General features: G+C 64.7%; 10 protein-coding genes. 6 read left to right on the top strand and 4 right to left on the bottom strand.

Annotated elements, in window-relative coordinates; all coding sequences use genetic code 11:
- Positions 1-25: 25 nt before the first annotated feature.
- The 3 genes from IE122_RS04625 to IE122_RS04615 form a co-directional block, all read right to left on the bottom strand.
- Positions 26-1,114 carry a hypothetical protein gene (locus IE122_RS04625; protein WP_189619939.1) on the bottom strand — a complete coding sequence of 363 codons (1,089 nt, stop codon included), beginning with the start codon at positions 1,112-1,114 and terminating at the stop codon, positions 26-28.
- Positions 1,115-1,146: 32 nt separating this feature from the next.
- A complete protein-coding gene (locus tag IE122_RS04620) occupies positions 1,147-2,334 on the bottom strand; it encodes an O-antigen ligase family protein (protein WP_189619938.1) in 1,188 nt (395 codons plus the stop codon).
- Positions 2,335-2,703: 369 nt separating this feature from the next.
- Positions 2,704-2,952: a hypothetical protein gene (locus IE122_RS04615; RefSeq protein ID WP_189619937.1), complete on the bottom strand. Its 249-nt coding sequence runs from the start codon at positions 2,950-2,952 to the stop codon at positions 2,704-2,706.
- 624 nt (positions 2,953-3,576) lie between these two features.
- Here IE122_RS04615 and IE122_RS04610 point away from each other — a divergent pair.
- The 6 genes from IE122_RS04610 to IE122_RS04585 all read left to right on the top strand — a co-directional run bounded on the left by IE122_RS04610 (position 3,577) and on the right by IE122_RS04585 (position 10,718).
- A complete protein-coding gene (locus IE122_RS04610) occupies positions 3,577-4,710 on the top strand; it encodes an efflux RND transporter periplasmic adaptor subunit (protein WP_189619936.1) in 1,134 nt (377 codons plus the stop codon).
- Positions 4,711-4,717: 7 nt separating this feature from the next.
- Entirely contained in the window at positions 4,718-7,921 is a 3,204-nt protein-coding gene (locus IE122_RS04605) for an efflux RND transporter permease subunit (RefSeq protein ID WP_189619935.1), read from the top strand.
- Positions 7,918-9,324, top strand: coding sequence for an efflux transporter outer membrane subunit (locus IE122_RS04600; protein ID WP_189619934.1), 1,407 nt, complete (start codon positions 7,918-7,920; stop codon positions 9,322-9,324). The genes IE122_RS04605 and IE122_RS04600 overlap by 4 nt, the downstream gene beginning before the upstream one ends.
- A gap of 68 nt (positions 9,325-9,392) precedes the next feature.
- Entirely contained in the window at positions 9,393-9,887 is a 495-nt protein-coding gene (locus IE122_RS04595) for a MarR family winged helix-turn-helix transcriptional regulator (RefSeq protein ID WP_189619933.1), read from the top strand.
- Between the two features lie 146 nt (positions 9,888-10,033).
- Positions 10,034-10,417, top strand: a complete 384-nt coding sequence (locus IE122_RS04590) for a type II toxin-antitoxin system RelE/ParE family toxin (protein WP_189619932.1) — start codon at positions 10,034-10,036, stop codon at positions 10,415-10,417.
- Positions 10,418-10,445: 28 nt separating this feature from the next.
- Positions 10,446-10,718 (top strand): type II toxin-antitoxin system RelB family anti-toxin transcriptional regulator, encoded by a 273-nt coding sequence (locus IE122_RS04585; RefSeq protein ID WP_229813753.1) that lies wholly within the window; start codon positions 10,446-10,448, stop codon positions 10,716-10,718.
- Between the two features lie 74 nt (positions 10,719-10,792).
- Here IE122_RS04585 and IE122_RS04580 read toward each other — a convergent pair whose 3' ends face one another.
- Entirely contained in the window at positions 10,793-11,233 is a 441-nt protein-coding gene (locus IE122_RS04580; RefSeq protein ID WP_189619930.1) for a MarR family winged helix-turn-helix transcriptional regulator, read from the bottom strand.
- Positions 11,234-11,261: the final 28 nt, after the last annotated feature.

Below are 11,261 nucleotides of genomic sequence, written 5' to 3'. Positions count from 1 at the left end.
CCGGCAGACTTACGAAATTCCCGCTTCAGCGAACGCTGACACCCGCAATCGCGCCCTCGCCCCGCTCCACCTCCAACGTCAGCCGCTGCGCCGCGCAACCCTCGGCCGCGACGGTGAAACTGGCGACGCCGTAAACGAACGCGGCTGAAATCGGCCGGCTGGACTGACCGGCCGCAATGCACTGCACTTTCAACACCGGATCGCCCCCGGCGTGGCGCAGCGTGACGCTGTGTTCACCCGGCGCGAGATCGGCCCAGCGTTGCGCCAGTCGCGCGCGGACCAGACCATGCGCCTGATAGTGCAACGTCCCGCGTCGATCGAAAGATCGCGTCACCTCCGCGCCGACCGGGAAAGTCCAGTCAAACGGGCCGGTAAGATTGTCGTCGCCGGCCGGTGCGACCAGTCGGGTCTCGCTCCCGGCGGAACGGCCGTCGCAGAACCGCGTCCAGAGCTGGCGCGCCATCGCGCCCTTTCCGGCCTGCACGCTTTTCAGCGCAACGTCTGCAATCACCCCGCAATCGGGACGCGCCCCGCCGGCTGCGGCCTGATCGAGAAAATCACCCAGTTGATCGGGCGGCACATTGGCCCCGGCCCAGCTCAAAAAATCGGAGGCCCAAGGCACCCCGGCGGCGTAGCGTTTGGCAAGCTCGGCACGCAGTCGGGGTTCGGCGAACGCCGCCGTCAGAATCGGCTCGGCCCCGGATGTCGCGATCCGGGTGCGCCACAAAGCGTCCATCCGCATCGCTGCCACATCGTATCGGCCGACTTCCATCGCCATGGCGAGCGCGCCGGTCTGTGCCGCGCCGTCACGCCATCCGCGCGCGGCTGCTTCGGCCAGCGCAGCCCAAGCGGTTTCATCGGCAATGGTCCCGGCCTGCGAACGTGCCAGAGCCAGTGCCGAAAGGCTCGATGCCGGGATCGGCCGGTGCCGCAGCGCCCGGATCGAGAGTGCGCGCGCCTTGGTCCAATCGCCCTGCTCGATGGCCTGATTGGCAGAGAAGGTCGCCGCACGGCTCTGGAACGGAGCCGGGACGAGGCGGGCCAGCGTGGGTCTGGTCTGGGTCCACAGGTCAAGCTGCAGCAGCGCTGCACAGCAGGCGAGAAGGATCGCCATGGACCACCACAGTCCGGAACGCAGCGCCGGCGTCATGCCTCGGCCTCGGACGCACTGCCGTCTGTACGATCGGCGGGAGGGGACGGCCGTCCCAGCAGCCCGACCATGGAGGCGGCGATGGCGAGCATCGCCATGTTGCGCAACGGATAATCGACCACCGATTGCAGCGCGAAACAGACCATCACGGCAAACGCCGTTGTTGTCTGCCGGGCGCTGCGCCCTGCCCTCGCCTGCCACGCCCGCAGCCCGATCCAGATCGCCCAGCCGAGGATCAGCAGCGGGCCGGCCACACCGGATTCCACCGTCGCCTCCAGATAATCGCTGTGCGCGCGTCCCACGGTGAGGGTCGAGATTGTCTCCAGCGATTCGTCGAGCGGAAATACCTCGTCGAACGCGCCAAGACCGGCGCCGATGGGCATGTAGCGATCGATCGTGGCGTGAACGTCAGCCCAGATCGCAAACCGGGGATCGTCCATCCTTTCGAACCGGGCGAAACTATCCCGCACTCCGCGACTGCCGGAGACGGTCACCGCACCGACCGCGGCGAGTCCGAGCAGTCCGGCGACGAGCCAGACCCGGCCGGGTCCTCCCGCAAGAGAACGCCGCACGAGCCCGATCGCGGCATGGCGAGACCGGAAGCCCAGCCAGACCAGCACCGCGGCCAGCACCAGCACCGACGAACGCGACTGGGTCAACACCGTGCACAGCGCGAAGAGCGCCCCCAGCACCAGCTTGATGGCCGGGACATTGCGTGCGAGCGTATCGGCAAGATCCCCCCGCCGCAGCCGACGGCCGGCGCGCAAGCGCTCCGCCAACCAGTCGGGCCTGATTGCGACGAGAGCGACGAGGCAGATGACGAAAAACAGCCCAGAAGCGTTGTGATTGGCGAAAGTGGCATAAAGCTGATGCCGCATGACACCGCGCGGCTGCAGCACCACGCCCTGGTTGCCGCGCGCAAGCTGCCCTGCCCCCAGCACGGCGCTGAACAGCCCGAACCCGACCAGGGTTACCGGGATCATCCGGGCGATCCGGCGATCGGCCGCAAGGGTCAGGATCACGATCGGCAGACAGCTCAACACTGCCATGAGCGCGACTGCAGTGCGGTTGGGATCGAGACTGAGCGGCATCCACGTCTGCGTCGCGCCGATGAGGCCGAAAGATTGGACGACGGCGCTACGCCCTGGCAGCCCCTGCCACAGACCGGGGGGAAGCGGTATCAATTGCAATGCCGGCAAAGCGATGGTGAGGCAAACCAGCACCACAAGACCACGCGGTGCCTCTTTCACGAATCGCATAGCCTCGGGCCGGACGAAGCCGATCGAGAGAATGCAGATGCACTGCACGATCAGGTTTAGCGGGCTCAGCGGCAAGCCGCCGCCGCCCAGCGCGAGGCACAAAAGAATGAGCCCGAGGAGCAGCGACGCTACCCTCCACCGCCCATCTGTACGCCTTGCCGGGAGGCGGCGCGAAGTCCGGCGGGAACTGGGTGTCAACGGTGCGGCAACCTGTCAGAACCGGACATGAAAAGGGCCTGGCAAATCCAAAAGAAATGCCAGACCCTCAAAACTTTTCACAGTCGTCTCGGGAACTTAGCCCCGCGAGCCGTCATCAAACGCGAAGTACAGGCCCAGGCCAACCGCGATGGCGGCAGCGCCTGCGAGCGCGTAGTTCTTCTTGTTCACGGCGGCATTCTTCGTGGCCACCTGAGCCGAGACGCGCGAACCGTATTCAGCCGGAGCGATCACGGCCGCAGACGGCTTGGTTCCTGCCTGAGCGGCTACCGGAGCGACAACCGCGCCAGCAACAGCCAGAGCAGCCATCAGAGAAGCAATCTTCATGATCTTTGTCTCCTGTTTTGCCCGATCCGTAGACCGACGCTGAAGCCGATCCATACCGCAGCGCGTCATACCTGACAAGGATAAACGCATAAAATTGAACTTGTTCCCCAGTATTCCGCAAATCGGAACGCCGGGAGGCCGTGCCGTTGCTTAGCCTTCTGCCGGCAGCAAGACAATCCCCGGGCGGGGCGTGCATTTCGGCGATGACATTGTTGCGCTGAATTTTCGGGATTAGAGCCGGGACCGATTGATCGCGCCACGTCCCGAAAGGATTTGACCAAAATGGCTCATTGCCGCGTCGGCGAGGCTTGAATATGGACATATCCCGCGTCTCTCTTCCTTGCACTGGGCCATTCTGCGTCAATCCTCAATGGCGTGATTAACAGGCCCTAACCCCGAACAGCCCACGTCGATGCCGTCCAATGACGCCTGCCGAAGCCGCTGCCGCCGCCGGCATTGGTTGCCCAGATGGTCAGAACGTCGCATTTTGTCGCAGCGCATCATTTCGCGCTTGCAACAATACCAGCCCGTATCCATTTCCGGACCAACTTCATTCAGCGGCGATAAACGATCTTGCTCACCCCCCCATCACAATCGCGGGCTTTCGCGCCGATCGGAACCGCCATGGCAGCCTCGCTTCTGCTGCTGTCAGGATGCTCGGCCGGCTCTGCGCCCCCGCAGCAGCCGGAAAAGCAAGTCGGCTTCATCGTCGCCAACCCCACCTCGGTGCCGCGCGAGGTCACGCTTGGCGGGCGCACCGTGGCTTACGAGACATCCGAGGTGCGCCCGCAAGTTTCCGGCGTGATTCTGCGGCGCTATTTCACCGAGGGCAGCCTTGTGCGGGCCGGGCAGCCGCTGTTCCAGATCGATCCCAGCCTTTACCGCGCCGCCGTCAACCAGGCGCAGGCCAATCTGGCCAGCGCGCAAGCCTCGTCCGAAGCCGCATCGGCAAAGGCCGCGCGCTACAAGCCGTTGGCCGAAATGGAGGCCGTATCCCGGCAGGACTACACCGATGCCGCATCGGCGGCGAAAGTCGCGCGGGCGGGCATCGCCCAGAACGCCGCCTCGCTCGATACCGCGCGGATCAACTTGCGGTTCACGACCGTGCCGGCCCCGATCAGCGGCCGCATCGGCCGATCGCTGTCGACCGTGGGCGCGCTTGCCAGCGCCAGCCAGACCGAACCGCTCGCAGTCATCCAGCGGCTCGATCCGATTTACGTCGATATCCAGCAATCCGCTGCCGACCTCGTTGCCCTGCGCCGCAAGCTGGCCAGCGGCGGCCTCTCCTCGGGCAGCACGGTGGTCCACCTCAAGCTGGAAGACGGCAGCGACTATGGCGTGACCGGCACTGTCCGGTTTTCCGAAGTCTCGGTCGATCCCGCCACCGGCACGGTGACCCTGCGCGCCCAGTTCCCCAACCGCGACGGTCTGCTGCTGCCGGGCATGTACGTGAACGCGGTGTTCGACCAGGCGGTCGATCCCAATGCTTTCCTGATCCCGCAAACCGCCGTCCAGCGCGATTTCGACAATGCATCCTACGTCATGGTCGTCGGCAAGGACGGCAAGGCACTGCGCAAGACGGTCACCGCCGACCAGTCGCGGGGAGCCAGCTTCGTGGTTACCAAAGGACTGGCCAAGGGCGACAAAGTCATCGTCCAGGGCCTGGGCGATCTGCGACAGGGCACGCCGGTAAAGGCGGTTCCCGCCGCGACCCGGCAGACGATTGCGGGTGCTGCTCCTGCCGGCAAGAGCCGGTGAACCGCTGATGTCGAAGGTATTTATCGATCGTCCGATTCTGGCCTGGGTCCTCGCGATCATCATCATGCTGTGCGGCGTGGGTGCGCTTAACGCCCTGCCGAATGAACAATATCCGGATATCGCGCCCACCCAGGTCAACATCCGCGCGAACTACCCCGGCGCGTCGGCCGAAACGATCGAGAACAGCGTCACCCAGATCATCGAGCAGCAACTGACCGGCATCGACGGGCTGCTCTATTTCAGTTCGCAGTCGAGCAATCGCGGCTCGGCCACGATCACGGCGGTATTCGCGAAGGGTACCGACCCCGACATTGCCCAGGTGCAGGTCCAGAACAAGGTCCAGAGCGCCCTCGCCCGCTTGCCGCAGGCAGTGCAGAACCAGGGCGTGACCGTCACCAAGGCCAACGCCGATTACCTCCTCGTCATGGCTCTCTACGACAAGACCGACCAGCGCAAATTCCAGGACATCAGCGACTTCCTCAGCTCCCACATTCAGGACCCGCTGTCGCGCCTGGAAGGCGTGGGAGAAGTGCGGGTGTTCGGCGCGCCGCACGCCATGCGCATCTGGCTCGATCCGGCAAAGATGGCCGCCGTGTCGCTGATGCCGAGCGACGTGACGGGTGCGCTGACCTCGCAAAATACTGAGGTTTCAGCGGGTGAACTGGGCGGCAGTCCTGCCGCTGCTGGGCAGGCGATCAACGCCGTAGTCACCGCCGGCTCACGGCTGCAAACGCCCGAACAGTTTCGGGCGGTGGTGCTGAAGAACAACTCCGACGGCTCGCGCGTCACCATCGGCGATGTCGCCCGGGTGGAAGTCGGTTCGGAAGATTATGCGGCTGTGGTGCGCGTCAACAACCACCCCGGCACAGGCCTTGCGATATCGCTGAGCCCGGGTGCCGATGCGCTGCAGACTGCGCAGAGGGTCAAGGACGAAATGGCCAGGCTGACCCCCGATCTGCCGGACGGTCTGGTCGTCACCTATGGCTCGGATTCGACGGAGTTCATCAAGCTCTCGGTCGAGGAAGTGCAGCAATCACTTTTCGAAGCCATCGTGCTCGTCGTGCTGGTGATGTTCGTGTTCCTGCAGAGCTGGCGGGCGACGCTGATCCCGGCGATCGCGGTGCCGATCGTGCTCCTGGGTACATTCGCCATCTTCTACGCAGCCGGCTTCTCGATCAACACGCTCACCCTCTTCGGGCTCGTGCTGGCGATCGGCCTCCTGGTCGATGACGCCATCGTCGTTGTCGAGAACGTCGAGCGGTTGATGGAAGAAAACCCCGGCATGTCGCCGCGCGAGGCGACGATCAGGTCGATGGAGGAAATCCAGGTCGCGCTGGTCGCCATCGCGTTGGTGCTGTGCGCTGTATTCCTGCCGATGGCGTTCTTCGGTGGCTCGACCGGCGTGATTTACCGGCAGTTTTCACTGACGATCGTGGCGGCAATGGGTCTTTCGGTGCTGGTCGCCCTGATCCTGACCCCGGCAATGACCGCCAGCCTGCTCAAGCCCAAGCACGAACATACCGCGCCGCGTACAGGCATGAGCGCCCGCGTCGGCGCAATTTTCGATCGGTTCCACGGCTGGTTCAACGCCACCTTCGAACGGATGCAGAATGCCTATGTCCTCAGGACCGAGCGAGTAGTGGAGCACAAATGGTTCTGGCTGGGCATCTATGCAGCGGTCTGCGTGGTTACGGCAACGATGTTCCTGCGCCTGCCCACCGGCTTCCTGCCGACCGAGGACCAGAGCATCGTCATGGTCCAGTGGCGCCTGCCCGGCGGCACCGTCCGGTCGGAAACCGAAAAGGTCCAGCACGACATCGAGAAATACTTCCTGTCGCACGAGGCAGGGGCCGTGCACACCGTCTTCACTGTGGTCGGTTCCGGCCTGGGCGCTACGGGTCAAAACACCGGCATGGGTTTCATCCAGCTCAAGAACTGGGCTGACCGGACCGGCGATCAGGACAATACCGCCAACGCCGTCGTCGCGCGCGCTTCGCAGGCTTTCGCCGGCTTCCGCAACGCGCAGGTCTATGTCCTTGTCCCTGGTGCCATTCGCGGGCTCGGCCAGTCGTCCGGGTTTACCATGGAACTGCAGAACGCCGGCGGCATGACCCGGCAGCAGTTCCTGAAAGTGCGCGACCAGTTGCTGGCGCAGGCCAATGCCGACTCTCGGCTGGTCGCCGTGCGGCTGAGCGATCTTCCCGATGTAGCCACCCTGAAAGTCAACACAGACGTGCCGCGCATGACCGCGTTGGGGGTGACGCCTGCCAGCGCCAATTCCACGCTGGCAACCGCCTGGGGCGGCTCCTACGTCAACGATTACCTCGAAAACGGCCGCATCAAGAAGGTCTATGTCCAGGGCGATGCGCCGTTCCGTTCGCGCCCCGAAGACCTGGCACGCTGGTTCGTGCGCGGCAGCGACGGGCAGATGGTGCCATTCAGCTCGTTCGCGCAGACCGGCTGGTCGGTGGCGCCCAGTTCGTCGTCGCGCTTCAACGGCCTTCAGGCGTTCGAGATTTCCGGCACCCCGGCTCCGGGCGAAAGTTCCGGCACGGCGATGCAGATCATGGAAGATCTGGCGAAGAAGCTGCCGGGTACCCGCGTCGCCTGGTCAGGATCGTCATTCCAGGAGCGGCTCTCATCCGGACAGGCACCGTTGCTTTACGGGCTGTCTCTGCTGGTGGTATTCCTGTGCCTCGCGGCGCTTTATGAAAGCTGGTCGATCCCGGTCGCCGTGCTGCTGGTGATACCACTGGGGCTGCTCGGCGCGATCCTGTTTGTCACCCTGCGCGGGCTGGAGAACGACGTCTATCTCCAGATCGGCCTGCTGACGACGATGGGCCTTTCCGCGAAGAACGCGATCCTGATGATCGAATTCGCCGAACAGGCGGAAAAGCAGGGCAAGGGCGTGCTGGAATCGGCACTCGAAGCCGCCCGGCTGCGGTTGCGGCCGATCCTGATGACCAGCTTCGCGTTCATCTTCGGCGTCGTTCCGCTGGCGGTCGCCACCGGTGCCGGGGCCAATAGCCGCGTCGCCATCGGCACATCGGTGATCGGCGGGATGATCACGGCAACGGTGCTGGCGATCTTCTACATTCCGCTGTTCTTCGTGCTGGTGCGGCGCGGCATGCGCGATGGCGTGGCTGCGATCCGCCGCCGCCTCGAAGCCCGCAAGGCCGCGCGTAACGGCACGGCAGGAGACCCCGCATGACCCGCGCCCCGATGATCGCCGCGACGCTTGGCGCGCTGCTGCTGGCGGGCTGTTCGCTGGCACCCCGCACCGTCCTGCCCGCGCCGCCGGTGCCGCCGACCTGGCCCGCCGGCTCGGTGCAGCTCGCCGCGAACGAGGCGGCGCTGCCGGTGGTGTCCTATCGCGATATCTTCACCGATCCGCGTTTGCAGACCCTGATCGCCAGCGCGCTCGACAACAACCGCGATATCCGCGTCGCCGCCGCCAACCTCGCCGCCGCCCGCGCGCAAGTGCGGGTGACCCGCGCCAACCAGTTCCCGGAGATCGGCGTCGGCGGCAATGTCACCCGCGTCGAACAGGGTGGCGGCAAGGCGGGCGATAACACCAGCTATTCGGCGCAAGGCGGCGTGTCTGGCTTCGAGCTTGACCTGTTCGGCAAGCTGGCCAACGCCACGCAGGCCCAGCGCGACGCCGCTTTATCGACCGAAGCCGGGGCCCGCACCGTCAGGCTCGGCGTCATCGCCGACCTCGCACTGGCCTGGGCGACCTATGCCTATGATCGCGAACTGCTGGATATCGCCCGGTCCACCGCAGACAACGCGCAACGCAGCGTCACGCTCACCACGGCCCGGCTCAAAGGCGGCGTCGCGCCCCGCACTGACGTGCGCCAGGCCGAGCAGATACTGGAAACGGCCCGCGGCGCAGTCGCGGCGCAGCAGGCGGCGCTGGCGCAAGATATCAACGCGGTCCGCCTTCTCGTTGGCGGCGGGTTCGACGAAACCCTGCTGCCGACATCACTGGCCGACGTGACCGCGCACCTTGCGGTGCTGCCCGCCGGGACCAGTTCGCAAGTGCTGCTGCGCCGCCCCGACGTGATCGGCGCGGAATACGATCTGCGCGCCGCTAACGCCGATATCGGGGTGGCGCGGGCGCAGCTTTTCCCGTCGATCTCGCTCACCGGGCTGCTCGGCTTTGCCAGTAACGCGCTGTCCTCGCTGTTCACCAGCGGGGCCTTTGCCGCCACCGGCGCGGCGGATGCCAGTTGGTCGTTGTTCAACGCCGGCGGCAAGACCGCCGACGTCGATGTCGCCAAGGCGCAGCGCGATGCCGCACTGGCGACCTATGAAAAGACCATCCAGACCGCGTTTCGCGAAGTGGCCGATGCGCTCGCCGATCAGGCAACGCTGGGCGAGCGACTGCGCGCCGCCGTGGCGAATACTGCTGCAGCGCAGGATACCGCCAGGCTGACCGAAGCGCGCTATCGCGAAGGGGTGGACAGCTACCTGAGCAGCCTTGATGCGCAGCGCAGCCTCTACACCGCGCGCAACACAGAACTGGCGCTGCGCCTGCAAGTCGCAAGCAACCGTATCACCCTTTACAGCGTACTGGGCGGCGACCAGGCGGCAGCTACTCCGCAGTCCTGATCGGCCGGCCGGGCTTGCCACGAATGCTGACCTATGCAAGTGTCCAAATAGGGCATGAGGACTGCACGATGATAGCCGCTGAACAGACTGCGACGCGCGAACGCTCGTCGATCGTCGATGACGAGATTTTCATCAATACGCCACGCCGTCAGGTGTGCATCCAGATCACCGTGCTCGCGCGCACCCTGCGCGGCTATTTCGATCGGCGCATTGCCGGGCTGAACGTCACCCGCTCGCAATGGAACATGATCTCTGCGGTCAGCAAGGAGCCCGGCTCCACCCAGCGCACGATCGCCGATCGGCTGGAAATGTCCGAAGCCTCGGCGGGCCGCCTGATCGATCGCCTCTGCGCCGACGGCCTGCTGGAACGCCACGAACGCGCCGACGATCGCCGCGCACGCGCAGTATACCTCGCCGAACCGGCCCTGCCGCTGGTGCGCAGCGCCGGGGCGATGATCGCGAATTACGAAGCCACCGTGTTCGAAGGTTTCGAAGACGCGGAAATCGAGCAGTTGCTGGGCTATATCCAGCGGATCAACGTGAACACCAGCCGCAAGGGCTGAGGGTTTTCCGGGCGGGGCGGTCGGCCGGGAGAGCGGCTTTCGCCTGCTCGAACAAGCCCCTTCACCGTGTTGTCGATAGCGAGTCCACTCATTGAATCATCACACAATGTGTGATATTGAATTCAATCAGAACCAGCGGACAGCAGATGAAAATCTACAAGAATCGCTGGTTTTCCAAGTTCGCGAACCGTGAAGGCATCAGCGATGCAATGCTTGTTGCGGCGATCGATCAGGCCAATAGCGGCCTGCTGAACGCCGATCTTGGTGGCGGCCTGATCAAGCAGCGCATCGCGCGCGAAGGTGGAGGCAAGTCGGGCGGCTACCGGACGCTGGTCTTCTTCCGCCAGGAAGAGCGGGCCATATTCGCGTTTGGCTTCGCCAAAAGTGACAAGGCCAACCTCAGCGCGGCCGAGTTGAAAGTTTATAAAGCGGCCGCCAGGATCGTGCTCACACTAACGCAGGCGCAGATCGACACCGAAGTACGCGCAGAAAGGTTGTTCGAGGTGAATGACGATGCCCAGGACCTATAAGACCGAGACGCTAGCCGCTGTCCATGAGATGATCGAAGGGCTCCACGAGGCCGGTGCTGTCGACAAGCGCACACTGCGTGAGTTCGACGAAGCCTGCCTTGTCCCGGCAACCCCGCTTCAACCCGAAGAGATCAAGGCGATCCGCGAAGCGGAGAACGTCTCGCAACCGGTGTTCGCCCGCTATCTCAATGTTTCGAAGAATCTTGTATCCGACTGGGAGCGCGGGAAAAAGCGACCGGGCGGTCCGGCCCTGAGGTTGCTCTCGATCATTCAGCGCAAGGGTCTGGGGGCGGTTGCTTAGGGTCGTCAAAGTTGCTCCAAGATTGCACAGCTCGCTTCGCTGATCCGCATTCAGGGATAGTGCAAACCTTCCACTCAATCGCACTCGGCCGCCCCGGAATCGCGCAGCAGGTTGGTGCGGATTTTCTGCAGGCTGGCGAACAGGCTGTCGCGCTCTTCGCGGGGCAGGCCGTTCAGCGCGGTTTCGATCGTTTCATCGGCAAGCGGTTCGAGCCGGTCCATCACGTCGGCCCCCTGCGCCGTCAGATGCAGACGCCAGGCGCGCCGATCGGCCGGATCGGGCCGCCGTTCGACCAGCCCGGCTTCCTCCATACGATCGATCATCCGGCCCGCGGTGATCGGCTCCACCTCAAGCAGCTCGGCCAGGCCGCTCTGCTTTACGCCCGGGTGTTCGCGCAAGTGGTAGAGAACCTGCCATTGTGCCCGGGTAACCCCGATCTTGCGCGCCCGCACATCGAACGACCTGCGGATGAGGCGCGTGATCTGGCCCAGCACCGGGCCGAATTTTCGTTCCATGCGCGATGCTAACCGCCCCGGCGATCGA

Origin of the sequence: Novosphingobium colocasiae (genome assembly GCF_014652555.1) — a bacterium.
GTDB lineage: Bacteria > Pseudomonadota > Alphaproteobacteria > Sphingomonadales > Sphingomonadaceae > Novosphingobium > Novosphingobium colocasiae.
The sequence above is the reverse complement of the archived record's forward strand: the minus strand, read 5'-3'. Positions and strand labels throughout refer to the sequence as shown.

Bases quoted from the DNA above. Each gene is read 5' to 3' on its own strand.
- IE122_RS04625 (WP_189619939.1), bottom strand. From the start codon at position 1,114: ATGGCGATCCTTCTCGCCTGCTGTGCAGCGCTGCTGCAGCTTGACCTG.
- IE122_RS04615 (WP_189619937.1), bottom strand. From the start codon at position 2,952: ATGAAGATTGCTTCTCTGATGGCTGCTCTGGCTGTTGCTGGCGCGGTT.
- IE122_RS04610 (WP_189619936.1), top strand. From the start codon at position 3,577: ATGGCAGCCTCGCTTCTGCTGCTGTCAGGATGCTCGGCCGGCTCTGCG.
- IE122_RS04605 (WP_189619935.1), top strand. From the start codon at position 4,718: ATGTCGAAGGTATTTATCGATCGTCCGATTCTGGCCTGGGTCCTCGCG.
- IE122_RS04600 (WP_189619934.1), top strand. From the start codon at position 7,918: ATGACCCGCGCCCCGATGATCGCCGCGACGCTTGGCGCGCTGCTGCTG.
- IE122_RS04595 (WP_189619933.1), top strand. From the start codon at position 9,393: ATGATAGCCGCTGAACAGACTGCGACGCGCGAACGCTCGTCGATCGTC.
- IE122_RS04590 (WP_189619932.1), top strand. From the start codon at position 10,034: ATGAAAATCTACAAGAATCGCTGGTTTTCCAAGTTCGCGAACCGTGAA.
- IE122_RS04585 (WP_229813753.1), top strand. From the start codon at position 10,446: ATGATCGAAGGGCTCCACGAGGCCGGTGCTGTCGACAAGCGCACACTG.
- IE122_RS04580 (WP_189619930.1), bottom strand. From the start codon at position 11,233: ATGGAACGAAAATTCGGCCCGGTGCTGGGCCAGATCACGCGCCTCATC.